This window comes from Ornithinibacillus bavariensis (genome assembly GCF_050433565.1).
GTDB lineage: Bacteria > Bacillota > Bacilli > Bacillales > Amphibacillaceae > Ornithinibacillus > Ornithinibacillus bavariensis.
Map to the genome: position 1 here is coordinate 70,589 of NZ_JBNPWZ010000006.1, position 26,564 is coordinate 97,152.

31 protein-coding genes and 1 riboswitch are annotated in these 26,564 nt (G+C 37.5%); of the genes, 11 read left to right on the plus strand and 20 right to left on the minus strand.

The features are described 5' to 3' along the window. Nucleotides 1–104 precede the first annotated feature (104 nt). The 4 genes from HNR27_RS11730 to HNR27_RS11745 all read left to right on the plus strand — a co-directional run bounded on the left by HNR27_RS11730 (nucleotide 105) and on the right by HNR27_RS11745 (nucleotide 3,208). A complete protein-coding gene (locus tag HNR27_RS11730) occupies nucleotides 105–827 on the plus strand; it encodes an ABC transporter ATP-binding protein (RefSeq protein WP_429339875.1) in 723 nt (240 codons plus the stop codon). Then, nucleotides 824–1,576, plus strand: a complete 753-nt coding sequence (locus HNR27_RS11735; protein WP_212920783.1) for an ABC transporter permease — start codon at nucleotides 824–826, stop codon at nucleotides 1,574–1,576. The genes HNR27_RS11730 and HNR27_RS11735 overlap by 4 nt, the downstream gene beginning before the upstream one ends. A gap of 100 nt (nucleotides 1,577–1,676) precedes the next feature. Further along, nucleotides 1,677–2,609, plus strand: a complete 933-nt coding sequence (locus HNR27_RS11740) for an aldo/keto reductase (protein ID WP_429339876.1) — start codon at nucleotides 1,677–1,679, stop codon at nucleotides 2,607–2,609. Between the two features lie 170 nt (nucleotides 2,610–2,779). Then, nucleotides 2,780–3,208 carry a MarR family winged helix-turn-helix transcriptional regulator gene (locus HNR27_RS11745; protein WP_429339877.1) on the plus strand — a complete coding sequence of 143 codons (429 nt, stop codon included), beginning with the start codon at nucleotides 2,780–2,782 and terminating at the stop codon, nucleotides 3,206–3,208. 61 nt (nucleotides 3,209–3,269) lie between these two features. Here HNR27_RS11745 and HNR27_RS11750 read toward each other — a convergent pair whose 3' ends face one another. Next, a complete protein-coding gene (locus tag HNR27_RS11750; RefSeq protein WP_429339878.1) occupies nucleotides 3,270–4,133 on the minus strand; it encodes a VOC family protein in 864 nt (287 codons plus the stop codon). Nucleotides 4,134–4,322: 189 nt separating this feature from the next. Beyond that, nucleotides 4,323–4,367, plus strand: a riboswitch (PreQ1 riboswitch). A 7-nt stretch (nucleotides 4,368–4,374) separates the two neighbouring features. Here HNR27_RS11750 and HNR27_RS11755 point away from each other — a divergent pair. Further along, on the plus strand, nucleotides 4,375–4,860 hold the full coding sequence (locus tag HNR27_RS11755) for a QueT transporter family protein (RefSeq protein ID WP_212920787.1): 486 nt from the start codon (nucleotides 4,375–4,377) through the stop codon (nucleotides 4,858–4,860). A 44-nt stretch (nucleotides 4,861–4,904) separates the two neighbouring features. Here HNR27_RS11755 and HNR27_RS11760 read toward each other — a convergent pair whose 3' ends face one another. From HNR27_RS11760 to aac(6'), 3 genes are all read right to left on the minus strand, one after another. After that, a complete protein-coding gene (locus HNR27_RS11760; RefSeq protein ID WP_212920788.1) occupies nucleotides 4,905–5,492 on the minus strand; it encodes a lysophospholipid acyltransferase family protein in 588 nt (195 codons plus the stop codon). 89 nt (nucleotides 5,493–5,581) lie between these two features. Continuing rightward, entirely contained in the window at nucleotides 5,582–6,628 is a 1,047-nt protein-coding gene (locus tag HNR27_RS11765; RefSeq protein WP_212920789.1) for a mechanosensitive ion channel family protein, read from the minus strand. 72 nt (nucleotides 6,629–6,700) lie between these two features. Next, nucleotides 6,701–7,150: an aminoglycoside 6'-N-acetyltransferase gene (gene aac(6'), locus HNR27_RS11770; protein ID WP_429339879.1), complete on the minus strand. Its 450-nt coding sequence runs from the start codon at nucleotides 7,148–7,150 to the stop codon at nucleotides 6,701–6,703. Nucleotides 7,151–7,327: 177 nt separating this feature from the next. Here aac(6') and HNR27_RS11775 point away from each other — a divergent pair, with 177 nt between their 5' ends. Further along, a complete protein-coding gene (locus tag HNR27_RS11775; RefSeq protein WP_429339880.1) occupies nucleotides 7,328–8,953 on the plus strand; it encodes a catalase in 1,626 nt (541 codons plus the stop codon). 278 nt (nucleotides 8,954–9,231) lie between these two features. Here the strand turns inward: HNR27_RS11775 and HNR27_RS11780 are convergent, their stop codons facing one another. Then, nucleotides 9,232–9,528 (minus strand): iron-sulfur cluster assembly accessory protein, encoded by a 297-nt coding sequence (locus HNR27_RS11780; protein WP_212920792.1) that lies wholly within the window; start codon nucleotides 9,526–9,528, stop codon nucleotides 9,232–9,234. Between the two features lie 177 nt (nucleotides 9,529–9,705). Between HNR27_RS11780 and HNR27_RS11785 the strand changes: the two genes are divergently transcribed. Next, nucleotides 9,706–10,371: a GntR family transcriptional regulator gene (locus HNR27_RS11785; RefSeq protein WP_212920793.1), complete on the plus strand. Its 666-nt coding sequence runs from the start codon at nucleotides 9,706–9,708 to the stop codon at nucleotides 10,369–10,371. A gap of 38 nt (nucleotides 10,372–10,409) precedes the next feature. Here the strand turns inward: HNR27_RS11785 and brnQ are convergent, their stop codons facing one another. The 10 genes from brnQ to HNR27_RS11835 all read right to left on the minus strand — a co-directional run bounded on the left by brnQ (nucleotide 10,410) and on the right by HNR27_RS11835 (nucleotide 18,559). After that, entirely contained in the window at nucleotides 10,410–11,768 is a 1,359-nt protein-coding gene (brnQ, locus tag HNR27_RS11790; protein ID WP_429339881.1) for a branched-chain amino acid transport system II carrier protein, read from the minus strand. A 354-nt stretch (nucleotides 11,769–12,122) separates the two neighbouring features. Beyond that, the gene (locus HNR27_RS11795; protein ID WP_429339882.1) at nucleotides 12,123–13,001 is read right to left on the minus strand and encodes a metal ABC transporter permease; all 879 of its coding nucleotides are present in this window, start codon (nucleotides 12,999–13,001) and stop codon (nucleotides 12,123–12,125) included. A gap of 1 nt (nucleotide 13,002) precedes the next feature. Then, nucleotides 13,003–13,926, minus strand: coding sequence for a metal ABC transporter permease (locus tag HNR27_RS11800; protein WP_429339883.1), 924 nt, complete (start codon nucleotides 13,924–13,926; stop codon nucleotides 13,003–13,005). Next, nucleotides 13,907–14,665 carry a metal ABC transporter ATP-binding protein gene (locus tag HNR27_RS11805; protein ID WP_429339884.1) on the minus strand — a complete coding sequence of 253 codons (759 nt, stop codon included), beginning with the start codon at nucleotides 14,663–14,665 and terminating at the stop codon, nucleotides 13,907–13,909. Before HNR27_RS11805 ends, HNR27_RS11800 begins: the two co-directional genes overlap by 20 nt. A gap of 1 nt (nucleotide 14,666) precedes the next feature. Beyond that, entirely contained in the window at nucleotides 14,667–15,608 is a 942-nt protein-coding gene (locus tag HNR27_RS11810; RefSeq protein WP_429339885.1) for a metal ABC transporter solute-binding protein, Zn/Mn family, read from the minus strand. A gap of 233 nt (nucleotides 15,609–15,841) precedes the next feature. After that, complete coding sequence (locus HNR27_RS11815; RefSeq protein WP_429339886.1) at nucleotides 15,842–16,651, minus strand: DUF4097 family beta strand repeat-containing protein; 810 nt, start codon at nucleotides 16,649–16,651, stop codon at nucleotides 15,842–15,844. Then, nucleotides 16,644–17,204: an HAAS signaling domain-containing protein gene (locus tag HNR27_RS11820; RefSeq protein WP_212920800.1), complete on the minus strand. Its 561-nt coding sequence runs from the start codon at nucleotides 17,202–17,204 to the stop codon at nucleotides 16,644–16,646. Before HNR27_RS11820 ends, HNR27_RS11815 begins: the two co-directional genes overlap by 8 nt. After that, nucleotides 17,197–17,520, minus strand: a complete 324-nt coding sequence (locus HNR27_RS11825; protein WP_212920969.1) for a PadR family transcriptional regulator — start codon at nucleotides 17,518–17,520, stop codon at nucleotides 17,197–17,199. Before HNR27_RS11825 ends, HNR27_RS11820 begins: the two co-directional genes overlap by 8 nt. A 177-nt stretch (nucleotides 17,521–17,697) precedes the next feature. Further along, on the minus strand, nucleotides 17,698–18,222 hold the full coding sequence (locus tag HNR27_RS11830; protein WP_429339887.1) for a DUF2812 domain-containing protein: 525 nt from the start codon (nucleotides 18,220–18,222) through the stop codon (nucleotides 17,698–17,700). Between the two features lies 1 nt (nucleotide 18,223). Continuing rightward, a complete protein-coding gene (locus HNR27_RS11835) occupies nucleotides 18,224–18,559 on the minus strand; it encodes a PadR family transcriptional regulator (protein WP_429339888.1) in 336 nt (111 codons plus the stop codon). Nucleotides 18,560–18,775: 216 nt separating this feature from the next. On the opposite strand from HNR27_RS11835, the gene HNR27_RS11840 reads away from it, so the two are divergent. The 3 genes from HNR27_RS11840 to HNR27_RS11850 are packed head-to-tail and all read left to right on the plus strand — an operon-like array spanning nucleotide 18,776 to nucleotide 21,190. Next, nucleotides 18,776–19,531 (plus strand): GTP cyclohydrolase II, encoded by a 756-nt coding sequence (locus tag HNR27_RS11840; protein ID WP_429339889.1) that lies wholly within the window; start codon nucleotides 18,776–18,778, stop codon nucleotides 19,529–19,531. Continuing rightward, on the plus strand, nucleotides 19,524–20,618 hold the full coding sequence (gene ribD, locus HNR27_RS11845; RefSeq protein WP_429339890.1) for a bifunctional diaminohydroxyphosphoribosylaminopyrimidine deaminase/5-amino-6-(5-phosphoribosylamino)uracil reductase RibD: 1,095 nt from the start codon (nucleotides 19,524–19,526) through the stop codon (nucleotides 20,616–20,618). Before HNR27_RS11840 ends, ribD begins: the two co-directional genes overlap by 8 nt. 8 nt (nucleotides 20,619–20,626) lie before the next feature. Next, nucleotides 20,627–21,190, plus strand: coding sequence for a 5' nucleotidase, NT5C type (locus HNR27_RS11850; RefSeq protein WP_429339891.1), 564 nt, complete (start codon nucleotides 20,627–20,629; stop codon nucleotides 21,188–21,190). A 43-nt stretch (nucleotides 21,191–21,233) separates the two neighbouring features. Here HNR27_RS11850 and HNR27_RS11855 read toward each other — a convergent pair whose 3' ends face one another. The 3 genes from HNR27_RS11855 to HNR27_RS11865 form a co-directional block, all read right to left on the minus strand. Next, nucleotides 21,234–21,689, minus strand: a complete 456-nt coding sequence (locus HNR27_RS11855; protein WP_212920806.1) for a MarR family winged helix-turn-helix transcriptional regulator — start codon at nucleotides 21,687–21,689, stop codon at nucleotides 21,234–21,236. 160 nt (nucleotides 21,690–21,849) lie between these two features. Further along, nucleotides 21,850–23,958 carry a heavy metal translocating P-type ATPase gene (locus tag HNR27_RS11860; protein WP_429339892.1) on the minus strand — a complete coding sequence of 703 codons (2,109 nt, stop codon included), beginning with the start codon at nucleotides 23,956–23,958 and terminating at the stop codon, nucleotides 21,850–21,852. A 1-nt stretch (nucleotide 23,959) separates the two neighbouring features. Further along, nucleotides 23,960–24,334, minus strand: coding sequence for an ArsR/SmtB family transcription factor (locus HNR27_RS11865; protein WP_429339893.1), 375 nt, complete (start codon nucleotides 24,332–24,334; stop codon nucleotides 23,960–23,962). Nucleotides 24,335–24,792: 458 nt separating this feature from the next. Here HNR27_RS11865 and HNR27_RS11870 point away from each other — a divergent pair, with 458 nt between their 5' ends. Further along, entirely contained in the window at nucleotides 24,793–24,945 is a 153-nt protein-coding gene (locus tag HNR27_RS11870; protein WP_429339894.1) for a hypothetical protein, read from the plus strand. 666 nt (nucleotides 24,946–25,611) lie between these two features. On the opposite strand, the gene HNR27_RS11875 is transcribed toward HNR27_RS11870, so the two are convergent. Together HNR27_RS11875 and HNR27_RS11880 are read right to left on the minus strand one after the other, a co-directional pair. Continuing rightward, a complete protein-coding gene (locus HNR27_RS11875) occupies nucleotides 25,612–26,361 on the minus strand; it encodes a GNAT family N-acetyltransferase (RefSeq protein ID WP_429339895.1) in 750 nt (249 codons plus the stop codon). Next, complete coding sequence (locus tag HNR27_RS11880; RefSeq protein WP_429339896.1) at nucleotides 26,345–26,527, minus strand: VOC family protein; 183 nt, start codon at nucleotides 26,525–26,527, stop codon at nucleotides 26,345–26,347. Before HNR27_RS11880 ends, HNR27_RS11875 begins: the two co-directional genes overlap by 17 nt. Nucleotides 26,528–26,564: the final 37 nt, after the last annotated feature.

Consider the following 26,564-nt stretch of genomic DNA (forward strand, 5'->3'; position numbering starts at 1 on the left):
AATTGCCCTTTCTCTTTTATATTTATAAGTTGAATGGTTAAAGAATTTAACCTCCGATTATAAGGAACATTAAAAATAGCCAAATCACATAAGGAAGTGACAAAATGAGTCAAGCTGCCATTTTATTTCAAGATGTTAATTATTCTGCCGATGATCTAAAAATATTAAAAAACATTAATGGCTACTTCCCTGAGGGTAAAATCGCAACCATTGTTGGTCCATCAGGTGCTGGAAAATCAACTTTGTTTAAACTATGTAATGGATTACGTTCTCCTGATTCAGGGGAAATTCTAATTAAAGGAAAACCAATCATTAACTTTCATCCAGTAGAACTACGCAGAAAGGTAGGCATCGCATTACAAAGTGCTACAATGATAAGCGGTAGTGTATTAGAGAACCTTGAACTACCACTTAGATTGCAGGGTAAGACAATTGACATCGAATTCGCAAAAGAATTACTTCATGATGTTGGATTAGATGGGGATTTCTTGATGAGGAATGCTAAGGAGTTATCAGGTGGTCAGCAGCAAAAGCTATCCATCGCACGTACATTAGTGAATCAACCCGAAGTATTATTACTAGATGAAATTACTTCTTCCCTCGACCGAGTGTCTCAGCATGACATTGAGGAATTAATTGAAAAAATTAACGAAAAATACGGGACGACGATGATTTGGATCACCCACAATCTTGAACAAGCATTAAGAATTGGACAATACACATGGGTGATGATGAATGGGGAACTGATTGAATCGGGAGAAAGCTCCTTATTAAGGAATCCACAGGATAAACGAGTCCAAGAATTCGTAAAGGGGGAAATAGTATGAGCTATCTCGCCCTATCACTAACATTAATTTTCGTCCTTATCCCTCTAGTCCTTTCACGGACATTAAGACTTGGGTTAGAAAAGGATACACTTATTGCAACAGTTCGATCAATTATTCAATTATTAGCGGTTGGCTATGTCTTGCAATATGTATTTGAAGCAGACAATATCATTTTCCTTCTCCTCATGATTTTACTAATGATTGGGGCAGCAACCCAGAATGCTCGGAAAAAAGGAGCATCCATTCGAGGAATCACCTGGAAGCTTTTCATTACATTCGTTTTTATTGAAGCATTAACACAAAGCATCTTGCTAGGCTTTAGCATCGTGCCACCTACACCACAATATATCATCCCGATTAGTGGCATGGTAATCGGTAATTCAATGGTTTTGGGAATACTTTTTTTAAATCGTTTTACTGCTGAGATAGAAAATCGCCAAGATGAAACCGAACTGATTCTAACCTTAGGCGGGACACCAAAACAAGCAATTCATACGCAATTAATTACATCCATTAAAGCGAGTACGATTCCAACAATTGAAAGCCAAAAAACAATCGGGCTCGTCCAGTTACCTGGGATGATGAGTGGGCAAATTATAGCAGGAGCTGATCCTGTACAAGCAGTCCAATTTCAGTTGCTTATCTTATTCATTCTATTAACGACAGCAGTTGTGACCAGTATCATGCTAGGGTTTCTTTCCTACCCAACTTTATTTAACAAGCGAATGCAGTTTTTAAAGATCAGATAGTACGCTATAGGGAGCCATCCATGACGAGGTTCCCTATTTCTTGTGTTTCGTTACCCTTATTTATAAAATGAGATTAATACTTGGAAGGAGGTATTTTGTATTGTCTAAAAAAGTACGAATTGGAAAAACAGACTTGATTGTAAATCCAATTGGTCTTGGAGCAAATGCTATTGGTGGCCACAATTTATACCCAGGACTGGATGAAGAAGCCAATAGGAATCTTGTCAAAACCGCTATTGCCGAAGGACTAAATTTTATTGACACAGCTTTTAGCTATGGAAACGGTCGTTCTGAAGAGTTAGTTGGTGAAGTTTTAAAAGAAATAGGAAATCGTCACGATGTGATTATTGCAACAAAAGGTGCACAAAAATTCGTTGGGGAAGATAAGCAAATTGTTAATACCCCTGCCTTTTTGAAGGAATCCGTTGAGGCAAGTCTTAGAAGACTGCAAACAGATTATATTGACCTGTACTATATTCACTATCCCGATGAGTCTACACCAAAATATGAAGCTGTTGGTGCTTTAAAGGAATTGAAGGATGCAGGAAAAATTAGGGCAATCGGCGTATCTAACTTCTCATTAGACCAGCTTAAAGAAGCGAATCAGGATGGCTATGTGGATGTTATTCAAGGACACTATAATTTGTTGAACCGTAAAGCAGAGCAAGAGTATTTCCCATATACTTTGCAAAACCAAATTTCATTTGTTCCATATTTTCCTTTTGCATCAGGATTATTAGCTGGAAAATACAGCACAGAAACTACCTTCCAGGATTTCCGAGCGAATATGCCACATTTACAAGGCAAAGAATTTGAGGAAAATTTATCAAAGGTTGAAAAGCTACGTACGATTGCGAATGCAAAGCAAGTAGAGGTGTCCAACATTGTATTAGCATGGTATCTAGCTCAGGAAGCAATCGATATAGTGATCCCTGGAGCAAAAAAGCCTGAACAAGTTCTGCAAAATTTAAAGACATTAGATGTCCAGCTTTCAGCTAGTGAAATAGAAGAAATTAGCAACATATTCTCATAGAGGGGACTATCCCCTCTTGCATCTTCTCACTATAATCCTCAGAATTCCACTGATATAAGGTAGATTATTTGACAAGAAAACATAAACTCCCTAAAATATACTTAATTAAAAATAATTTAATTCATAATAAATTCAGCATCATTCATAAAGAAAAATAAGAAGGTGGAACCATGAGCGAAAATCTTTCCTTAAAAGCATTTATCGTTCTAATGAAGGCATCAAAATCAGTACAAGAGCTTATTAAAAAAGATATTAGTAATTATGGAATGCGCACCTCTGACTTTGAAATATTGGAGGTTCTATATCATAAAGGAAAACTAACCGTTCGAGAAGTCTCAGAGGCCGTCCTCATCAATACGGGCTCTATCACCTATGTTATTGATAAATTAGAGAAAAAAGGACTAATTGAACGAAACAATTGTAAGGACGATAGACGTGTCGTATACATTCAGATAACTGCGGAAGGCAGGAAGTTGATGGATGATATCTTCCCACAGCATCAAAAAGTGATTGAAGCATTATTTGATGGGGTAGCCGAAGAGGATAAAAAAACGATGATTGAAGTACTAAAGACCGTTGGTCAGAAAGCTGCAAACTAAAAGGATTAATTACCAAAATAAAGATGAGGTCTAAAACTTCCTCATCTTTATTTTTTACAAATTATTCACTAACCCTCAATTGAATCTGATTACCAGCAGGGTCTTTTACCACAGTAGAATTTCCAATCGTTTCCGTACTTACGCCTATCTCGCTAAGTCTGGCAATAATTTTTTCCTTCGTTATTTCATCTGGTAATACTAACGTAAACCACTTTAGTCCAACACTATTAGCAGCTGGAGCAGGTGCCCCTACACCATTCCAGACATTTAGCCCCAAATGATGATGATACCCACCAGTTGAAGCAAATAACGCTCCAGGATATCTTGTTACAATGTCAAACCCAAGCCCATTGACATAAAAGTTTTCTGTCTCTTCCAAATCTGCTACATGTAAATGAATATGCCCCATAACCGTATCTTTTGGTATACCATCCCAATCCTTATCACTCTCTGCTAACAGGTTGTTAGCATCTAATGCTACCGTAGCCATATCAACATGCCCATTATTCCAGTTCCAATCCATCGATGGCTTATCGCTTGCCACCTCGATACCATTACCATCTGGGTCATCAAAATAAAGTGCCTCACTTACATAATGGTCAGATGCGCCTAATCGAATAGATGGTCCCTCCGTTTGAATAAGATGCTTGAGGAAGTTTGCTAAGTCTGCACGTCTAGGTAGAAGAATTGCAAAATGATAAAGCCCTGTTGTTCTACCCACTTTTGCCATAATATCCTCCGGCTGTTCGAGGATTAGAAGTGGTTGTACCCCATCAGCAGAAAGGACTACCTTCCGTTCTGATTGCTCCAGAATCGCGAATCCAAAGACTCTTTGATAAAAAGCCAAGGACTTTGCAATATTTAAAACCTTTATATTCACTTCTCCGACAAATATGGTCGGTTTTTGAAAGAATCTCTTTTCCATAAGCAGATACTCCCTTCAAAAAAGTAACTATTATCCACTAACTTACTAATTGTAAGTATAGTTTTAATTTAAGGCTCTGTCAAGTAGTTATCCTCCTTTAAATCTTACACTAGTCTAATTTAAAGGCATTCTAGATTAAAATACATCTTTCTATTTTTAACAATTTGTACTATACTAGATAAGTTCTAGCAAGACGTGGTTCGAAACCATCCCACGTAAAAAAACTAAGGGAGAGATTAATATGAAAGCAAAGACACTCGTTGTCAATGCACTAGTAGCTGCTCTTTATATTGCAGTAACCGCACTAGTTGCACCATTCGGATTTACGAATATTCAATTTCGTATTTCTGAAATATTTAACCATCTTATTGTTTTCAATAAGAAATACTTTTTTGGAATTGTAGTTGGAGTATTCTTAGCCAATCTGTTAATGTCGCCATCCAAGCTAGACTTACTATTTGGTGTGGGACATTCCGCAATATCACTAGGGATCGTCATACTAATTTCCAAGTTTGTAAAGAATGAATGGGCATTATTAATAACAAACACTATCGTTTTTACATTTAATATGTTCATCATCGCATGGGAATTAAAAATCCTCGAACCGATTACACCATTTTTACCTACTTGGCTGACTTTGGCGGCTAGTGAATTAATAGTCTTGGCAATCGGTATTCCGATTATGTATGCATTAAATAAATCTATTAAATTCCATAAGATGATATAAAAAAATCCTTCACAGATCTCTTAAACGGGACCTGCGAAGGATTTTTATTGTATTTTTTCCTGTAACAAATTCATTTCCTTATCTAACTCTTCCATTAGAACATCCATGGCTTCCTTTTTGGATATTCCCTCAGGTAAATAAATTGGTTCTCCATAAATAAGTCTAGGCTTAATACGCTTAAATAAATCTTTAAAATTATTTGGGCCGACATATGCTGCTGGAACAATCGGCACATCTGCATGTACCGCAATGGTTACCGCACCACGTTTAAGTGGAGCACCTTCACTGGAACGTGTTCCACTAGGAAAAATCCCAACAACCTTCCCCTCTTTCAGTAGCTTTCGAGGTGTCTTGATTGCACTTGGTCCAGGATTTTCACGATCAACTGGAAAGGCATGTAAGCTCTCCATTAACCATTTCGTGAACTTCGACTGAAATAATTCCTTTTTTGCCATATAATGAATTTGTGTTGGCATCGTCGCAATTCCTAACCATAAGATATCAACAAAGCCTGTGTGAGTACATGCAATAACATAACTGCCGGATTTTGGCAGATTGTCTTTTTGATAAACTTTTATCCTTCCAAAAAGGCTAAGAAACGCCTTTACCACATTGGCTGCTAATTTATACATGTTTCTCTCCTCTATTCTTTCTCATGCTTACCTTTATTTTACCACAAACTAATAATACCTGGTACTAAATTAGTACCCGAACAAAAATATTATTTTGCTATGTCCATTACTTCTTCTTCAGCAAGAATGTCCATAATTTTAAAATTGATAGCTTCCCTAACCTCGAGATATTTTCCCCAATCTGTCGTCTTTGTAAAGAAATAAATCAAGATATCAAAACCATTGTCCATGTAATTCTCTAGATTGACCTGAATCGTTTCAGGGTGCACTTCATTGCTTTCTTGTAATAGGGAACGAATACGCTCCAATACACGTTCAATTTTTTCTCGTGGAGTATCATACTTAATCCTTAAGTAAAAGGATACTTGTCTCTTCCCCATTTTGCTCCAGTTTGTAATGGCCTCATTTGCCAGTGTATTATTGGGAAGCGTTACAAGAGCCTGGGCAGCAGTTCGAATCTTTGTACTACGGAAGGTAATATCTTCTACTTTTCCCTCGACACTTGGTGTCCGAATCCAATCACCAATTGTAAATGGTTTTTCCGAAATAATGACAATTCCTCCGACAACATTTGCTAATGCATCCTTTGCGGCTAACGATACAGCTAATCCACCCAGACCCAGACCTGCTACTAAGCCATCAATTTTATAATTAAACTCAGCTAATATAACACTAATACTTATAGCAATAATAACTACTTGTAATGCCTTTGACAGAAACGGAATCAGGATCTCATCAATATTTATCGTTGTCCTTTCATTTATATTACGAAATAAATTGGACGAGGTGGATGATAAGCGGACAAGGCCCCATGTCAGCAAAATAATCATTATTATCTTAATAGCAGTCCGAAATGCTTCATTGTCCTCATTTAAATACGGATAATAGGCAACTGCCGCATAGATCCCGAGAATAACAAACACCCACTGAACCGGCCGTTCAAATGAGCGTAAAATATTTGTCAGAAGACTGCTGTTAGAACGACTGACAAATTGCTTTAAAATAGCAAAAATATATTTGGTAAAAATTTTGCGAAACAAAAGGAATAATAAAAAGATACCTATAGCAATTCCTAAATCAATTAAATTCCATGGTGTTAAAAATGCATTCCAAAACTCATTCCAATTCCCATTCATAGAACCCGAATATCCTCCTAAAAAAAAGTAAGTTTATCATACCATATTACTGCAAGCTTTCGCATTTAAGCATTAGTCTAAGTCACGGATAAAGGTAATTAGACGTCCCGCTTCCTGAAATCCTAGGCTGATATGGAATGGATAACTATCCTTATTATCAATCTCCATATCTGAACCTACCTGCTTACATCCATGTTCAACTAACCACTTTTTCCCTTCATGAAAAAGTTTCGTAGATATTCCCCTTCTCCTATATGATGGGCTAACGTATACTCCTTCAATGTATCCTGTTGGACTTGAATCTGCTCCCTCTACATATTCTGTTCGGATAGATAAATGCATAAATGCCACTGCTTCACCATCAACTACATACAATAGAAATCTATCTTTATCGGTTTGTAGCATTTCCTCAAATTCTTGTTTAAATTCCATAAAATCATGTCCTGGCCATAATTCCATGGCTAATTTCGTAAGGCCATCCAGTTGCTTCTTTCCAGCTACTAAAATTTCTCCCAATGACAACTCAACCTTCCTCGTAAACTTTATAATAACTACTGTTAATCTTAGAATATCTTTTCAATTTAAGGGTTTCAACGTTTTTTTCCTAATCGAAAAACAACTTCCATTTTTAGGTTTATTTCGATAGGTTCTGGCAAACATAGATACTGTGAAGAATGACGATGAAAAGGAGCCAGGCAAATGGATAACAATCCTTCAAACGAGAATCACCAAACAAATATTGAAAAGGAAGATACCCTTACCACTAGGCAAGGCCATCCTGTTACCAATAACCAAAACATACGAACTGTTGGTAACCGTGGACCGGCTACATTAGAAAACTATGACTTTATCGAGAAGATCAGTCACTTTGACCGCGAGAAGGTTCCCGAGCGTATTGTTCATGCCCGAGGTGCTGGAGCACATGGTTATTTTGAAACATATGGCACAGTTGGGGATGAGCCAGTTTCTAAATACACAAGGGCAAAGGTATTTAATGGAAAAGGAAAGCGAACCCCAGTTTTTGCACGTTTTTCAACTGTCGTAGGTGGGCTTGATTCGCCTGAGACAGCACGTGACCCACGCGGATTTGCAATTAAGTTTTATACCGAAGATGGAAACTGGGATTTAGTTGGCAACAATCTTAAAATCTTTTTCATCCGTGATGCTATGAAATTCCCGGACATGATCCATGCCTTTCGTGCCGACCCAGTTACCAATATGCAAGATCCTGAAAGGTTCTTTGATTTCTGTGCCAACTCGCCTGAATCCTTTCATATGGTTACCTTTGTCTATTCCCCATGGGGAATTCCGGCAAACTATCGTATGATGCAAGGGTCAGGGGTTAACACCTATAAATGGGTTAATCAGGAAGGGAAGGCTGTCCTTGTGAAGTATCACTGGGAACCGAAACAAGGCATAAAGAACCTAACGGTTAAGGAAGCTGCCGAAATTCAAGCAAAAAGCGTTAATCATGCAACACAAGATTTATATGAAGCAATTGAACGTGGTGACTTTCCAGAATGGGAACTCTTCGTACAGATCATGGAGGATGGGCCACATCCAGAGCTAGACTTTGATCCACTTGATGATACGAAGCTATGGCCAGAAGATCAATTCCCATGGCTACCCGTAGGAAAAATGGTGTTGAATAAAAACCCAGAGAACTATTTTATGGAGGTTGAACAAGCAGCCTTTGGTACGGGTGTCCTTGTAGATGGACTGGATTTTTCCGATGACAAAATGCTACAAGGAAGGACATTTTCCTATTCTGATACACAGCGTTATCGAGTAGGGGCTAATTATTTACAGCTGCCAATTAATGCAGCAAAAAAACGTGTTGCAACAAATCAAGAAGGCGGACAGCTTCGGCACTATAATGATAAAGCACCTGGTCAAAATCCGCATGTAAACTACGAGCCTTCTATCCTCGGTGGTTTAACGGAAGCCGAGCAAGTTGGAAAGGAATATACGCCAAAAGTAGAAGGAAATCTCGTTCGCGAATCGATTGACCGAAATGATAATACGAAGCAAGCTGGTGAAACATATCGCCGCTTCGAACAATGGGAAAAGGATGAACTCATTAACAATCTAGTCAATGATTTATCCATTTGCGATAAACGTATTCAAGACAAAATGATTGCTCTTGCAGAAGAAGCTGATGAGGAATATGGTCGACGCCTTCGCGAAGGAATTGCTGCTAAAGTAAAGGAAATGGGTAATACGAATATGGAAGCAGGAGAAGAATTCCACCCGCTTGGTGCTAAAGATGCCCCGGAAGCAGTCGATGATGCCATTAGAAAAGGACGGGAAGCCGATCCTTATTGATATTGTGGAGAGGTACCAGTTTGATTGGTACCTCTTCTTTTTGAGAAGAAAAAGTTATATTTAGTGAAACGCTGATATATGCTCGGAATTCGCTGATATTTTTAATAATGCGCTGATATATGCAGGGTCCCGCTGATAAACTCAAATATTCGCTGATATGCTGCTACTATTCGCTGATAATCATGTTCCCGAGTTCTCCAAGACCAACTTTATCGTATAAAACTACTTCAGAAACCAAAAAAAGGCAAGGAAACGTATCCTTGCCTCATGCAAACCTATTAATGATGATGTCCCATTTTAGGATTTGTAATTACCATTTCTTCCTGTGGCACATAGAAGTATTGAATCCATACTCCATCTAAATACTCGTTTCCTTTTTCCAATATAATATCGATGTCCTTGTCTGTTTTTACCACTTCATCATTTTCTGTAGGTGTATCTAATTCAATATCATAATGAGCATGGTCTCCGTGAATATGAGTAACAACGACACGAATCATTTTTCCTTGTGCCTCTTCTGACTCCAGCATCTTTTTTAGGACTTTCGCAGCATTTCTATTTATTTTACATTGCATAATAATGAACTCCTTTTACTAAAAATTTACTTTTATATTGTTTCAGTTTTCACCAAAAAACACAAATTAAACATCTTATCAAAACAACTCCCTACTTCCTTCTTTAAAAATCACATATTCATAGAATAAGTTTTCATGTATACTAGAAATAGAGATAGTTATGGAGGGGGGATTCCGTTGCCAATACCAAATAATCATACAAAACCCATTCGTACTACAGCTAAGGAAGGCGCATATAAACAACTACTTCATTGGATCATCGATGGTACCTTATACCCAGGTGAAAAGCTAAACGATACAGAGCTCGCTAATGCATTAGGTGTAAGTAGGACACCGGTCCGAGAGTCCCTACAGCTGTTAGAGTCACAAGGATTCGTTAAAATGTATCCGGGTAAGGCGACCCAAGTAACTGAAGTTGAAAAAGAGTCTATTAAAGAATTACTGCCACCATTAGCTGCATTACAGGCATTGTCAGCAGAGCTTGCTATTGAGCATATCACTTCGAAAGATATCTCCTTATTAACTACTACCAACCATGCCTTCCGTGATGCACTTTACGAAAAAGACTATCATTCTGCCTTGAATATAGATGAGCAATTTCACCAGGTGATTGTGGACATTGCTAATAACGGATACATAAATAATATCGTTGAAAAGCTCCAAGCACATGTAAGAAGGCTGTTCTTTCATAACTCCATCATTCTATCGGTCAACTCTATCGACGTTCACGAGAGAATCATTCGTGCGATGGAAAAGAAGAATAAAGAAGAAGCGTCTAGCTTAATGAAACAAAACTGGCTAGGAATACTGCAAGATTTTCAACTACCAGAAAAAATTAGTTAATAAAAAAATAGGTGCCCTCATTTTGGACACCTATTTTTTTATGCCTCTACAGTCCTTCCTACCCTTGCCAATCTAGCAATAACTCCTGTAATAAGTATGACAACCACTGCTGGAACAAGCCAACCGAGGCCATTATCATAAAACGGTAGTATATCTTGATAGAAATTTACAATTGGTTGGAAGAATCCATAACCCTCTATTTCAAGAGAACTATATAACGTTTTTAGGCCGTCTACAATACTTACTAAAAACGTTACCGCGATAGTAGAAACATACACGATACGGGAATGGTGAAATAAAGGTGACAAGAATGTCAACAGCATTAAAACAACAGCCAATGGATATAAGAACATTAATACTGGTATCGAGTACGTAATAATATTCGTTAATCCAAAATTAGCAATCACAAAAGTTAATACAGTAAAGAAAATAACGAGCGTTTTATAGCTAAACCTCGGTAACAACCGGTGAAAGTATTCCCCACATGCTGTAATTAAACCAATATTTGTCGTTAGACATGCTAATATCATGACAACCCCTAGTAAAATTGAACCAAAAATACCAAAATAATAATCCGCTGCACTACTTAAGACAGGTCCACCAGTGTCAAAAAGACCAAACTCCTCGACGCTTACAGATCCCAAGTACGAAATTCCGAGATAAATTAATCCTAAAAACGTAATTGCTATTAAACCAGTTTTGGTGGTTGCTGCAAGTATACCTCTTTTGGTTGTGACTCCCAACGAACGGATTGCATTAATCACAATGATTCCAAAAACTAATGATGCCAAAGCATCCATTGTATTATATCCCTCTAGAAAACCAGTAGTAAAAGGACTGCTTTGATATACTCCTACTGGAGATTGAGGTGTCCCTAACGGTTTTATAATGACAAGAATAAGAAGAATAGCAAGTAATACAACAATACCAGGAGCTAGTATTTTCCCTACATTATCTACAATTTTTGCCGGATTTAAGGAAAGCCATAGCGTAATGGCAGAGAATATAAGTGTAAATAAGAATAATCCCAACGAATGTGAACTCTCACCTAAATGCGGTAAAATAGCTACATCAAAAGCAACCGCCCCTGTTCTTGGTGATGCAAAGAAGGGTCCAATTGTTAAATATAGTAAAGTTGTAAAGAACACACCATAAGCCGGATGTACCCGACCGGAAAGTTCTTGCAAGTCTTTACTTCCGGAAAAACCCATAGCGAGTATTCCTAAAAAAGGTAATCCTACTCCGGTTACTAGAAATCCTAGAGCAGCTAGCCATAAATTCGTTCCTGCTGCTTGTCCTAACTGAGCCGGAAAAATTAAGTTCCCCGCTCCAAAGAACAAGGCAAAAAGCATTGTACCTATAACTAAATACGATGAAAATGATAGTTTTTTCGTCAATTGTCTCTCTCCTGTTGTTTTTTTCTGAATTATCAGATTAATAGACGAGCAATAAATCAGATATAGACGAAATTTATCTTACTACTTTCTTTAGTAAAATGCAATATATTACGGCTAAATTTTTCGACTTTTTGGCCTTTTGTACTATTTTAGCTATGTGGCTAGTATCGTAATGCAATCTAAAAGTAAATTATCTAACTTCATTAAACATATTCCTGATGATTAGAAAGTAACCTCCTTCACCATAGATAGCACTTATAGTAATTAAAATTATTTCTATCAAAAAGCTAACCCCAGGGCCCTATTCCCTAAGATTAGCTTAAAGTTAAAGCTTCGTTAAGTTATAAGATTTCATTAGGCTGCTACAATTTCCCCCGGCCGACGATATTTCGCAATCAGACCGTGCTTAGGCGAACCAATAAAACTGATTAAAAAAACTATTCCCGTTGCAAATGCCATCGAAGCAGAGATGGACGTATCTACCCATGCTGCAATATAATATCCCGCTACTGCAGAAACGACTCCAAACAATGCACTTAATAGTAACATTACAGACAATTTATCTGTCCAAAGATAAGCAGCGGCGGCTGGTGTAATCAGCATGGCGACAACCATAATAGCGCCTACCGCATCAAAAGACGCCACTGTCGTAATGGATACGAGGCTCATGAATAGATAATGCATAAAAACAACTGGGATACCTAGGCTAGCAGCAAGAGCCGGATCAAATGATGTAATTTTCCATTCTTTATAAAATGCTATAATACAGACCAACACGATCATCAGCACTAGTGTTAGAAGGGCAGTCGCTTCAGGTACTTTTCCTACAACTGGAAGCGTAATAGTCTCCCAAGGAATAAATGTAATCTCTCCCATTAATGCATGCTGAACATCAAGGTGAGCATTTCCGATAGAGGTTGTAATTAATATGACTCCAACTGCAAAGAGTGTAGTAAAGACAATTCCAATCGAGGCATGCTGTTCGATGTCAAATTGATGAAGACCTTGAACGAAAAGGGCAGTTAGAAGTCCAGCTAGTATAGCACCCACCAACATATGTGGCCCACTTAATTCCTTGGTGATAAGAAAAGCAGTGACAATTCCTAATAAGACTGTATGACTAATAGCATCCGCCATCATAGCCATTTTTCTTAAAATAAGAAATGTCCCTACAAGTCCACAAGAGAGTCCAACTAATGATGCAGTCAAGATTATCCATGCTGTATAAGACATTTTAATTCACTCCTTTTGTTCCGATTGTCGAGGTCTGTTTTGTAGTACCAATTCGCTTACGTTCCAAATATTGCTCAAACCAGGTGATAAATAATCCCTTCTCTTTCCCAAAAAGCAAAGAAAAGATAAAGAGAATAGCAGCAACTACTACAATAAACGGGCCAGTAGGCCACCCTTTTCCTACTGCACTTAAATAAGTCCCTATGGCCCCAGATAGTCCTCCAAACAATGCAGATAGAATAAGCATATAGTGAAAGGAGTTGGTCCAATATCGAACACTAACGGAAGGAATAATTAGCAATGCGGCAATTAAGATAACCCCAACAGCCTGAATTCCAATTACAATCGTTGTCACCAATATTAGGGTGTAAATAACATTCATCATGCTCAAGGAAAGGCCAAGCCCCTTCGCAAACTGTGGATCAAATAAAAATAATTTCCACTCCTTGAACCCAATTGAGATAATCGTAATGGCTACTAATGCTAAAATGAGCATTGTGAAAACATCCAGTTTTACCATTGACGCAGCTTGCCCGAAAATAAAACTATCTAGACCACTTTGATTCCCACCAGCAGAACGATTGACAATCGTTAATAACATAATCCCAAGACCAAAGAAAATCGAAAGGACCATTCCCATTGCCGTATCTTCTGTAATCCTAGTGGCAGACTGGATCCATTGTATAAAGAAAGCCCCGACTAATGCACTAACTGCAGCACCGGTAATGAGAAATATGATATTTTTCTCCCCGATGACTAAAAAGCCAACAATGACACCTGGTAGTGCGGAATGAGCTAATGCATCACTCATGAGACTTTGCTTCTTCCAATAGGCTAAGCAACCAACCATACCAGAGGCAATGCCTAAAGTCATCGTACTAGCTAATACCCATTGAAAGTTACTACTAGTTAGAATGGACCACATAGGAACCCCCCTCAACTATTCTTTGCATTTTTCCGCCATAGGTTTTCATGATGTTTTCCTTTGTAAATACTGAGTCCGTCAAACCATGCTCTTTAACCGTTCGATTTAAAAATAAAACATGGTCAAAATAATCCGTGACAGTCTGCAAATCATGATGAACAACCATCACCGTTTTCCCCTCATCTTTTAGCTCCTTAAGTATTGCCATAATTGCTTTTTCCGTTGTCGCATCGACACCTGCAAGTGGTTCATCCATGAAATAAAACTCTGCATCCTGAACGAGTGCACGTGCGAGAAAAACACGTTGCTGCTGTCCACCTGATAGCTGACTAATTTGCCGATCTGCATATGGTGCCATATCCATTTTTTCTAGTGCCTCATATGCTAATTTCCTATGGGCTCGGGATGGTCGCTTTAGCCACCCGATTTGCCCATATAAGCCCATAACAACTACATCCAACGCGTTTGTTGGAAAATCCCAATCAACAGATCCTCGCTGTGGAACGTAGCCAATAACTCGTTTTGCCTTTTTAAAAGGTAATCCATAAAAGTCTATTTCCCCTGAGAGAGAGGGATGTAAGTGTAAAAGCGTCTTAATCAAAGTGGACTTTCCCGCACCATTAGGCCCAACTATTCCTGTCAAGGATCCTTCCTCGATTACAAAATTTACGTTTTCAAGCACCGTATTTTTCCGATAGGATGCAGATAGATTAGTAACCTTTAATACTGTTTTTGCCATGTTAATTTACCCCTCCCATTAATGCCTCATAAATCGTCTTTACATTATGCCGATACATACCTAGGTACGTACCCTCTTCGGTTCCAGCCTTCCCCATTGCATCTGAATAAAGCTGTCCACCAAGTTCCACATCAACTCCTTCTTCTCTTGCCCCTTCTATAACAGCCTTAATGGAGCTCTCATTAATACTACTTTCCACAAAAACGGCAGGAACATTATATTGTTTAATAATTTCAATGGTACTTCTAATATCTGAAACGCCAATTTCACTATCTGTACTTAATCCCTGAAGTCCAATAACCTCTAAATCATGCATTCTACCAAAATAACCAAAGGCATCATGTGCCGTAACTAAGTATCGATGTTCAACAGGAATCTCTGAAAGCTTTTTGGATTCTTCGCTTAAATCATCCATTTTTGCAAAATATGCTTCCTTGTTTTTCGCTAATAAATCGGACCTCTCTGGTGCATATTTCTGTAATTCCTTAACAGCCTCATCCAGTGCTAGCTTCCATAGCTCTAAATCAAACCAAATATGCGGATCAACGGAACCCTTTTCATCCTTCAAAAGTAGTTCTTCCGGTACTGCATCTCCTACCGCTACAACAGGCTTTGCAGCTTTCATTTCTTCAAATATACCGACCATATTTGCTTCAAGATTTAAGCCGTTATAAAAAACAAGCTCAGCACCGGCAATTTTTGTAATATCTCCGTGTGTAGCATTATAAAGATGCGGATCTACCGAAGGACCCATTAAGCTGTTCACCTCGACAAGATCTCCACCAATTACTTGTAAAGGTTCGGCAATTTGGGCAATGGTTGTAACAATCTTTATTTTCCCATCGCTAGCATGATTAGCTGATTCCCCAGATGAACAAGCCGTCAAAAACAAACCCAAGCAAAGTATAAGAATTAATATCCAGCCTTTACTAAAACACTTCACTTTTGCACTCTCCCTTTTGTTTTTCCATCGGGAAAAATTATTAGTTAATTACAATATTAAATAGTACAGTTTGTATTAGTCAAGTTATTTTTACTAAAACTTTAAATTTTGCCCAAAGGAAACATTAAGTGTTTTTAGTACTATGCAGGGATAAGCTAAAACGTGCAATCTATTGAAAATAAAAAAGCTGCTCAAGGTACATTACCTCAAACAGCTTTTTAGCAATCCATATACTATTTCGAAACCGTAATACTACCATTAACCGTCGTTAACTTAATTCTATTCTCTCCATTACCGGTTACACGGCTTCTTGTATTACTACCAAAGATATCAACTTTTCCATTTACTACACTAGCATCAATGGTTGCATTTGTTGGCTCATTTTGTGTTTGAACCTTAATTCTTCCATTCACAGATTCTAGATCAATTGAGCGATCTAGATCGTCCGTTATAAATGTGATGGTTCCATTGGTAACATCGCTAGACACCTGACCATCTACATAATTAAATCTAATACTCCCATTTTCAGAGGTAACATGAGTCCGATTAGTGATAACTTCAGTAAGCTCTACTCTTCCATTTTCTGTTTCAATTGCTACATCTTCAGCGGATACATTTTCCGCTTCTATCTTTCCATTTTCCGCTTCTATTTTTAATTTGTGATACATTTTTTCAGGTAAATATACTGTTAATTTAGGACTTTTAAAATCAAAATCCCAACCGAAATGTAGAAACTGGATAACCTTTTCTTCTAATTCAATGGCAAGGGATTGACCTTGTTCTTCCAATTCTAGATTATATTTTTTTTGTTTGGATTCTGTTGCATAAAATTCTACCGTAATAGTTTCTTCTTTCGTAGGCAACACTTCAATTCCCGCATTATCCGCTTCGATTGAGATATCCGTTATATTTGTATTTTCAATAACTTCTTTTTTACTTATCTCTTCTGCGGAACCAGTTAGTCTAAATGTAGCTAAAACACCTACTAACCCTACAGCAAGAAGACAAGAAGCAATGACGATCAATAGCTTTTGTTTAGGCATCTTTCATTCCTCCTTTAACCATTCTGACATTGAAATTCAGATAACGAATAAAGCCCTTAAATAACCAGCGTGTAACATAATACATCCCAATGATCACGAATATACCGAGTCCACACAATGCGATAGTAAAAAATAGCCCATATAGTTCAAAAACTTCTGGATAGATGACCACATTCAGCAAATACAGTACTGGATTGAGTAAAAATGTTACACCAATGACCCATCCAGAAAAAAGAATTCCTAATAATGCAATAAAAGGTCCTAATACAATTACTAGATTGAAAAAACCCAGTCCGATAACTGCCCAAACAGCACGGAAAATATTACCGGTAGAGGCAGTCTCCTCTACCTGTTCTAAGCGATACGTGACAATCATTTCCTTAGCAATTTGCTGTGGTGATCCCAAGGAAGCTGCAATCTCCTGCTCTGTCTTCCCTTCACTCAATCCAATCTCGAAATGCTCCTCGAAATCATTTATGATATCCTCTCTCTCTGAAGAAGGAAGTCGTTTCAAGGCATCATTTAGCTTTTCTATAAACTGCCCTTTATTCATCGCTAACACCTTCCTTTATTAACTCATTTACCCCATTGGTAAACTCATCCCACTCTCGTAATAGCTCATGAAGATACTGACGCCCCTCATCTGTTAATGCATAATATTTTCGAGAAGGCCCCTCCGATGATTCCTTTAAATACGTTGTAAAATAACCTTCCTTTGTTAATCTTCGTAATAATGGATATACCGTTCCTTCTGATATAGCAATCTGATCTGATATCTTTTGTACAAGTTCATAGCCATAACGGTCCTGCCTATCTAGTAGGACAAGTACACATAGCTCTAACACGCCTTTTTTAAATTGTACATTCAACATTTTCACCTCTTCGTTTTCTCATCACTATTATATAATGTATAGTACCGGTTTATACACACTACTTTGCTCAGCTATAATATAACACACACTACTGTTCAATGCAAGGTACTAAATGAAAAAAAGTAAAAACGATTAATACCCTCTTTAAAAAAGGTACTAACAGTTTTTACCTTTTTACTTTCTTTCGATGGACTGAACCCTTTTTCTCAACGATAAAAGGACATAAACATAGAGTACTATGACTACAGCATCTACGCCCACTATCGTATAGAAAAAAGGATAACTCTTCCATGAAGTAAAGAGACCAGTGAAGATGCCAAGCTGTGACACAAGGAAGCATAAGAAAATCGTTACATAGAAACGAATCATCCGATTAAAGGAATCTCTTATGGATTCTTTATCAGAATATAACTTTCTAACTTCTTTATTGGATGTTTCGGTTCTAAAGTAGTGGAATGCATTTATCGCATTTGTTACATACTCCCATCCAGCATCCTTATATAGCTGTAAATAATCATCCTTCACATTCTGCTGAAAATCAATCTGATACACATAGGACTTTTCCGGATCTTCTTCAAAGGTATAACTAAACAACTGATACTTTTGAAGATGCAGTCCATTCCTCGACATCTCTGTTAACCATTCTTCTTCCTTCCCTACATCAGAACCTAAAAATAATCGAAACTTTCTTTTTGCCATATTAATTCCCCTCCATCTGTTGAATAATTTCACTAGAATTTTCCACTAATGATTTCAAACGTTTATATTCGAGCTGTAAAACCTCTTTACCTAATTCCGTTAGCTGATAATACTTACGACGATCATCATCCTGTACTTGTGCCTTCTCTACCACTTTTTGTTTTTCTAATTTACTTAAAGCACCATATAAGGTACCTGGTCCCATTGTCACTTCACCTTTACTAACCTCCTCTACATCCTGCATGATTGCATAGCCATGCCGCACTTCCCTTAAGGATAATAGAATATAGTAGGTCGCTTGTGAAAGAGGCAAAAATGCTTCTGGTTCTTTTCCCATTTTTTCACCACCATTATATCTAGTGTCGATATATCGTATGTCGATATATTAACATGTAAAAAAATATATTGCAATAGCTTTTTTAAAAAAATACAAACCGAAGCGAATCAAAGACCATATTTTAAACAAAAGATTAATTATCCTGTATTCCGAGAAAGATAAATTGAAGCTATATTGGTTTTTCTTTATACTAAGGGCAATGAAAGGGGTAATAAAATGGGACAAATAAATCTAGAAGCAAAAGTACTAGCCATCTTAAAAGATAAAATACAATCCATTAAGACACCGGAAGGAGCAATCTATTTAGTCGGCCCAATTCAGCTTCCTGTTAATTTATATGGTGAAACAGTTGAGTTCAAATGGTATTGTTGGTTACATTCCGATGAGTTTACCGATGACTATCAAACCATTATTGATAACTTATCCTCACAAAATCTAGCCGAACTCCAACAATCGAGTGTATTAGTGTACGGTGATTTTGAAAACGATGATGATGCTCTAATCCGTATGCATTCGATTTGCCACACTGGCGATATTTTTGGTAGTAAACGCTGTGACTGTGGCTTCCAATTAAGAGAATCCATGCATAAAATAGTTGAGCATGGGACTGGAGCCATTTTCTATTTGGCGAACCACGAAGGTCGCGGCATTGGACTATTTTCCAAAGCAATGGCTTATATTTTACAGGAGAATGGCCTCGACACTGTTGAAGCAAATGAAGCACTTGGCTTTGTCAATGACTCCAGGAATTATGATGATGCCATTCGTGTACTTAAACAGCTTCGATCAAAACCTGTAACATTAATTACAAATAATCCATTAAAGCTCGAGGCGATGAAAGAGGCGGGCTTAACCTTAGTTGGTCGTGTTCCACTTTGGGGAGATGTCTCCGAGTATAATGAGCGTTATTTAAAAACAAAGGTTGAAAAATCAGGGCATCTTCGTGAAGAGAGGAACTGCTCTAATGACTAACCATGAATTTTATATGGACTTAGCCTTACAAAATGCAATTGCCATGAAGGGGCAAACAGACCCCAATCCATTAGTCGGTGCGGTTATTATTAATGATAATCGTATTGTTGGGGTAGGTAGCCACTTAAAGGCCGGTGAGCCACATGCGGAGATTCATGCGCTAAGAATGGCGGGAGACAAAGCAAAAGGTGGAACAATCTATGTTACATTAGAGCCATGTTCCCATCATGGTAGAACGGGACCATGTGCCGAGGCAATTGTGGAAGCAGGAATAAAAAAAGTTATCATTGCAACACTAGACCCAAACCCAATTGTCGCTGGAAATGGTGTCAGAATTTTAGAGGATGCTGGTATTGAGGTAATTACTGGAATACGTGAAAAAGAATCCATTAAAATGAATGAAGTCTTTAATAAATTCATCCTGACCAAAAAACCATTTGTGACCCTCAAGGCTGGGGTGACGCTTGATGGAAAAGTGGCTACACATACCTTCAGCAGTAAGTGGATTACTTCAGATGAGTCAAGGCAGGATGTACACCAGCTCCGAAGTGAAAACATGGCTATCCTCGTTGGAATTAACACTGTATTAAAGGATAATCCATCACTCACTTCACGAATTCCAAATGGCAGAAATCCAATTCGTGTTATCATGGATTCTACGTTGAAAATCCCACTAGATGCAAATGTAGTAACAGATAATCAAGCTGAAACGTGGATCTTTACTAGCCAGCATTATGACAGTGTAAAAAAACAGCAGCTGGAGGAGCTTGGAATTCATATTTTTGTAACGACTAGTGAAAATTCCGTTAATCCAAATGAAGTAGTAAAGATATTAGGGGAAAAGCTTGTTTCCTCTTTATTTATCGAAGGTGGCGGCAATATTCACGCATCCTTCTTGGAAAATAGACTAGTAGATAAGGTCGTCCTCTATTTTGCACCAAAGCTAATTGGTGGAAAGGATGCTCCTACTTTCTTAGAAGGAACAGGAATTGCCGACATGGCAGATGCTGTAGAACTAATGGATACAATGATAGAAAAAGTAGGCAGTGATTTTAAGTTTACTGGCTATCCAACCTATGGAAATTGAGGGATTGTATGCGGTTCGGATTTGATATTGATGATACATTAATTAATCTAAGAGAACATGCCTTTCAGCTTTATAAAACAAAACTAAATAAGGAAGTACCAATAGAAGAATTTCATAAGCTTCAACGGGTAGAAATTCACGAACCATTTGGATTAAGTGAAGAAGAAGGCAATAAGATGTGGAAAAGCTCCCTAGAGGAAATTTATTTTACAGATTGTCCTGCGTTTCCGGGTGCTGTGGAAACTGTAAATAGGTTGGTGGAGCTAGGGCATGAAGTATTTTATATTACTGCTCGACCAAAAAAACATGGTGAGCGAACGAAACAGTGGATGATAGAGCAAGGATTTCCTATCCACACTGGCCATTTCTTCTATGGAATGGAAGACCATGAAAAAATTCATATTATAAAAGACTTACATCTTGATTATTATGTGGATGACAAGCCAGCAATCTTGGAAACCTTGTCCAAGGAGCCGATTAAGCTATATCTGAAGGATCAGTCCTATAATCGAGATAGTAGGTTTGATCGAATAGTGGATTGGATGGAATTTTTACCAATCATTAACGAATAAAGGTATTGCTGTATTAGCAATACCTTTATTCATTAATATCTAATTATAACTCCTGGGCGTACAAGCCTAGCCTTTTTATTTGCTCAATCACCGTCTTTTTCTCTTCCGTATCCAACCCACCCATAATCTCACTAATTGCTTGGGCATGCTGGGGAAAAATTTCGTCCATGAGCTTTTGTCCGGATTCTGTTATTACTGCATATGTTACCCGTCGATCTGTTGGACAAGCTTTTCTAGCTAAGTATTTCTTTTCCTCTAGCTTATCCACTACATATGTAATACTGCTACTGGCAAGTAAAACCTTTTGACCAATCCGCTGAATAGGCTGTTCCCCCTTATGATACAGTAATTCAAGTACACCAAATTCAGTCAGATTAAGGCCGTAGCTTTTTATATTTAAAACAACCTGTTTTTCAATGGCTTGAATTGCTCTTGTTAATACTACAAATAGTTTAAGTGAAAGCTCCTGGTCTTCATTAAAATGATCCGAAGCAACCATGATTATCATTCCTTTTTATTTTTGGTAAATAAGTTTTATTTAGTATACCGTATATTACTAGGATTTTCTATTATGATACAGAAGAAAGCGGAAGCAGTATCCATAATAAAAAGCACCTCCAATTATTCGTTATGTGGAACAATTCGAGGTGCAGATTCGACTAAAGAGACTTTTTCATTAATCGCATTGCATTCAATACGACGATAAGTGTTGCTCCCATGTCAGCAAATATTGCAATCCATAGGGTCAGCCACCCCGGTATTACTAGTAGCAGTGCAACTAGCTTAAGAGCAAGTGCAAATATAATGTTTTGTTTGATAATGGATAGGGTTTTACGACTTAACGATATGGTATATGGTAATTTTTCTAGATCATCTGCCATTAGTGCAATGTCTGCTGTCTCCAATGCAGCATCTGTACCAGCACCTCCCATAGCAATCCCAACATTAGCTGCGGCTAGTGCAGGTGCATCATTAATACCATCTCCTACCATCGCAACATTACCATATTTCGCTTTTAATTCTTTGATAGCAGTCAATTTGTCGTCAGGTAAAAGCTCCGCCCTTGTTTCCGTTAAACCAAGGCTTGAACTAATAGCCTCCCCAGTTAATTGATTATCCCCAGTTAACATTATCGTTTGTCTAATTCCAAGGTTATGAAGCTTTTGGATGATGGATTTACTCGTAACCCTTGCTTGGTCAGCTACTGCAATAAGAGCAATAATTTCACTTTTCGTTCCAAGAAGCATTACCGTTTTGCCTTCTGATTGCAGTTGGTTAATTCTTTCTTTTTCTTCTCTAGAAACTGTATTATATTCTTCTAATAATGCTAGGTTCCCAATAAGATATTCCTCATCCAGAACTTTCGCCTTTGCCCCTTTTCCAGTTATAGATATAAAGTTCTCTGCATGGTATTTATCTATATTTGACTTGGTAGCTTTTCTAATAATTGCTGATGCAAGTGGATGCTGTGAGTATTCTTCAATCGCACTTGCAATACGTAAAATTTCTTGTTCGCTCTGATTAGCTAGGGACACTATATCGGTAACTTCAGGTTTTCCTCTCGTAAGTGTTCCAGTTTTGTCAAAGGCTATTGCTTTCAGATGTCCAGTTTCTTCTAAATGGATACCACCCTTAATCAAAACGCCATTTCTAGCGGCATTTCCTATTGCAGTTACGATAGCGACTGGTGTCGAGACGACTAGAGCACATGGGCATCCAACAACTAATACCGCTAAACCACTATACACCCACTCTGACCAGTCCCCACCAAGGAATAACGGAGGAATAACTGCTACAAGTAAAGCAATGGCCATTATTGCTGGGGTATAATATTTAGCAAATTTGTCGACAAATTGCTGTGAAGGAGCACGTTCTGCTTGCGCTTCTTCTACAAGATGAATTATCTTCGCAATGGTCGTATCCTCTACGCGCTTTGTAACACGAACCTCTAAGGAGCCCTCTTCATTGATGGTTCCTGCAAATACCTCATCTCCAGTTGTCTTGTGTACCGGAATGGATTCACCAGTAATTGCTGCCTGATTAACGGAGGACTCGCCGTTAACTACCTCACCGTCCATGGCAATTTTTTGTCCGGGTTTAATTAATAAAATATCGTTAATTTGAACATCCTCTACAGCAATTTCGATTGTCTCATTACCTTTGCGAATGGTAGCCTTTTTTGGGGCAATATCCATTAAGGATGTAATGGATCGTCGTGCCTTATCGATGGAATAGCTCTCCAGGGCTTCGCTAAGCGCAAACAAGAAAACAACGACAGCACCTTCTGCCCATTCGCCTATAATGGCTGCGCCAATTATGGCGATTGTCATTAAGGTCTTCATATCAAATTGGAGCTTGGTTAAATTCTTTAAACCTATGATAAAGAGACTATACCCACCAATTAGGATAGCCGCCAGAAATGCCCCTATCGTAAGAGGGTGAGATTCATTTATCATAAAATAGAATATATATCCTAGCATTGTAAAGAAAAGTGAAATCATCGTTATCACATTTTCTTTCTTTTTCCAAAAGGATTGTTTAACCTCAGAAAGCTTTCTCTGCTCGGGGATAACCTTAATTCCATCAAATGCCCCTGCTTCTTCTAATTCTTCAACCGTAGCTGCCCCCTGAATGGTCAGCTTTGCAGCACCAAAGTTCAATTGTGCATCTTCAACAGAGGCAATATTTCGGACATTCTTTTCAAATTTTGCTGCACAATTAGCACAAGACAAGCCTTGTAGTCGATAGACATGTTGATTTTCCGCCAAATTATTCACCTTCTTTCGCGTGCTCCAGTGCGATGGAAACTAATTGGTAGACATGTTCATCCTTTAGCGAATAAAATACTAGCTTTCCTTCCTTACGATATTTGGCAAGACCCATATTACGCAGTAATCGTAAATGATGAGAGGCTGTTGCAGTTGTTGAACCTATAATATTAGCAACATCACATACACAGAGTTCTTCCTCAATCGTCAATGCATATGTGATCTTTAGCCTAGTTGCATCTGATAAAGCCTTAAATATTAGCTCTACTCCTGCTACTTCTGCCACTCTAGGTTTAATACGATTAACCTTCTCCTCATCAAAGGAAAACGTTTCACAAGTATCCTTCTCTAACTTATCATTCACTGATTCTACCATTTCATACCCCTCATTCAAATATTCATTTGATTATAAGAATAGTATATGTGAGAAATGAAAATATTGCCAATAAAATATTCAAATGAGTATTTGATGGAAAGCACCTGCTTAAAACTGTCTATTATATAATTATAAATAGGGGATTCTGAAAACACGCAAATCTTAAAAATCTTGATTAAATGATATTTTCTTGCGTTTGAGATAGATAGGCACATTTTTCATATCTTATTCCAAGTTCAGACCACAACGTATTTCTTTTTTGTTCAACTAAAAGAACATTATTTTGAAATGGTGTGCTATTCTTCAATTAGTAGAGTTGCCTATTTATTTTAGCAAGAAGCATTTAAAAATGAACTTCGAAAGTGAAATTATATTATAAACTTTCTTTTCTTTTTACTGTAAACTTTCTCAAGGGAATTGACTCTTTAATAATGAAGGGTCCTTAGAAAGGAGGAGCTATGGATTCACGCTTTTTATTGAATATATATAATGAACAGGCGAAAATGATATATGATTATTTAAAAAAGAACGGTTGTAGTCATGAAGACGCGGAAGATATTGTTCAAGAAAGTTATAAGGTATTGTTATTTATGGTACAAAGGATGAATTAGCAGATATCATCAAAAAACCTTTCATAAAAGCTTCTTCACTAGGAGGAGTGATAGAAAATGATTAGGGGTATTGGAAAAGTAAAAAAAATCGAATGTGTTCGTTTAATAAACGTCCTTTCTTTTTAAGTAAACCGGTGCTAATTGAATAAGGAATTAAAATCTAAAATAAAGAAGCTTGTTAAATCTAGCTCCTTTTCTTGTGAATTATAATCTGATTTTCTTGTATTGAGAATTCCTTTGCCATTTACTTTGATATTTAGCTCGGCGCACCTCATAATGGAACACGTTATTAAAATGCATTTATTTTCACTTTTTACTACTCTTAGATTTACGAATAACAAATATAATTAGTATTACAGCTACAATAATAGCAACAAGGAAACTAAAACCGACAAGTATAATTGGCATCAATATGTTAATGTTGCACACCTCCAAATTTACCTTTTAGTAATTAATATACAAGATAATAACCCGAAGTATGTACCTTCTTGGAAGGAAACACCCACTTTTAATATCCGTTTTCTCGGTTTGAATCTTCCTTGCTTGTTCTTTAAGGAAATATGGTAGTGTTAATGGTAAATTATGTTATTCAATATAATCATACTGATACAAAGCTTCAGCCCATATCTGGTCAAGACCCAACTCCACTTCGTAGTCGAGCCAATCCTAATATACCTTCAACACTTCACACTGGAATCCCATCAATTGGTAATTTTGCTTCTGATACATTTCTCTTGGCGTATCCTTCCCATCAGCAATTAAAATAACCGTACGATCCTGATATAAATCCATAACATTTCGTTGGAGCTGACTCCCTATCCCTTTGCGTTGCATAGAATCTATTACAAAAAGGTTATCAATCTCGGCAATCCCTTCACTAAGAATGACGTCAACCGCACCTACTGGTTTATCTTGATAGAATACGATGAATTGAACTACGTCATTGCTATGAAATCTAAGTTGATGCAGCTTTACCTTCTCCTTAGCAAAATTCTCTCCAAACTGGATTTCCTGATCATACTGTAGCTTTAAATATTCTTCATAATTCTTTGCATTTACTTTTTCCACTTGTATATTAGGATTCTCAGAAACCATTGGAAAGTTTGCAGGGTTTATCGCGTATAGTTCATTTATCCCTGAAGTGTATCCTTCCATATTAAAATATTCTACTAGTTCAACACTTACGTTCTGATTTGGTGGGAAAAGAAATTTTACATGATTTTGCCCATTGTTTACGTGAAAATTCCTTAAAAACACCTCTGCCTCTTTAAATTCATGCATAGTGGGCATCCGTTTAAACGCTATAAAATTACTATCATATCGAGTTAGCATTTCCGGATAATGATAGTGCTTATATAAGTCATTTTCTTTGATTACATGACCTTTAGTTTCTATATTTTCAAATGTTATATTCATACTTTTCACCTTTTTCTCCATTAGTCTTACATACCATGACCGGCCTTTCCACACTTGACAGCTCATACGATTGTCCAAGCAGCCTGCAATACCATTTAACAGATTCCATCAAATCATTTACATGGATAATAACTGTATGTACTCTATTTTGATTTGGACTTATCATTTACGTTCTTCTCTGTAATAAGGTATCTTCTTTACTA

Coding starts and splice junctions, on each gene's coding strand:
- HNR27_RS11730 (WP_429339875.1), top strand. CDS start 105: ATGAGTCAAGCTGCCATTTTATTTCAAGATGTTAATTATTCTGCCGAT.
- HNR27_RS11735 (WP_212920783.1), top strand. CDS start 824: ATGAGCTATCTCGCCCTATCACTAACATTAATTTTCGTCCTTATCCCT.
- HNR27_RS11745 (WP_429339877.1), top strand. CDS start 2,780: ATGAGCGAAAATCTTTCCTTAAAAGCATTTATCGTTCTAATGAAGGCA.
- HNR27_RS11750 (WP_429339878.1), bottom strand. CDS start 4,133: ATGGAAAAGAGATTCTTTCAAAAACCGACCATATTTGTCGGAGAAGTG.
- HNR27_RS11755 (WP_212920787.1), top strand. CDS start 4,375: ATGAAAGCAAAGACACTCGTTGTCAATGCACTAGTAGCTGCTCTTTAT.
- HNR27_RS11760 (WP_212920788.1), bottom strand. CDS start 5,492: ATGTATAAATTAGCAGCCAATGTGGTAAAGGCGTTTCTTAGCCTTTTT.
- HNR27_RS11765 (WP_212920789.1), bottom strand. CDS start 6,628: ATGAATGGGAATTGGAATGAGTTTTGGAATGCATTTTTAACACCATGG.
- HNR27_RS11775 (WP_429339880.1), top strand. CDS start 7,328: ATGGATAACAATCCTTCAAACGAGAATCACCAAACAAATATTGAAAAG.
- HNR27_RS11780 (WP_212920792.1), bottom strand. CDS start 9,528: ATGCAATGTAAAATAAATAGAAATGCTGCGAAAGTCCTAAAAAAGATG.
- HNR27_RS11795 (WP_429339882.1), bottom strand. CDS start 13,001: ATGTCTTATACAGCATGGATAATCTTGACTGCATCATTAGTTGGACTC.
- HNR27_RS11800 (WP_429339883.1), bottom strand. CDS start 13,926: ATGTGGTCCATTCTAACTAGTAGTAACTTTCAATGGGTATTAGCTAGT.
- HNR27_RS11805 (WP_429339884.1), bottom strand. CDS start 14,665: ATGGCAAAAACAGTATTAAAGGTTACTAATCTATCTGCATCCTATCGG.
- HNR27_RS11815 (WP_429339886.1), bottom strand. CDS start 16,651: ATGCCTAAACAAAAGCTATTGATCGTCATTGCTTCTTGTCTTCTTGCT.
- HNR27_RS11820 (WP_212920800.1), bottom strand. CDS start 17,204: ATGAATAAAGGGCAGTTTATAGAAAAGCTAAATGATGCCTTGAAACGA.
- HNR27_RS11830 (WP_429339887.1), bottom strand. CDS start 18,222: ATGGCAAAAAGAAAGTTTCGATTATTTTTAGGTTCTGATGTAGGGAAG.
- HNR27_RS11835 (WP_429339888.1), bottom strand. CDS start 18,559: ATGGGAAAAGAACCAGAAGCATTTTTGCCTCTTTCACAAGCGACCTAC.
- HNR27_RS11840 (WP_429339889.1), top strand. CDS start 18,776: ATGGGACAAATAAATCTAGAAGCAAAAGTACTAGCCATCTTAAAAGAT.
- ribD (WP_429339890.1), top strand. CDS start 19,524: ATGACTAACCATGAATTTTATATGGACTTAGCCTTACAAAATGCAATT.
- HNR27_RS11850 (WP_429339891.1), top strand. CDS start 20,627: ATGCGGTTCGGATTTGATATTGATGATACATTAATTAATCTAAGAGAA.
- HNR27_RS11855 (WP_212920806.1), bottom strand. CDS start 21,689: ATGGTTGCTTCGGATCATTTTAATGAAGACCAGGAGCTTTCACTTAAA.
- HNR27_RS11865 (WP_429339893.1), bottom strand. CDS start 24,334: ATGGTAGAATCAGTGAATGATAAGTTAGAGAAGGATACTTGTGAAACG.
- HNR27_RS11870 (WP_429339894.1), top strand. CDS start 24,793: ATGGATTCACGCTTTTTATTGAATATATATAATGAACAGGCGAAAATG.
- HNR27_RS11875 (WP_429339895.1), bottom strand. CDS start 26,361: ATGAATATAACATTTGAAAATATAGAAACTAAAGGTCATGTAATCAAA.
- HNR27_RS11880 (WP_429339896.1), bottom strand. CDS start 26,527: ATGATAAGTCCAAATCAAAATAGAGTACATACAGTTATTATCCATGTA.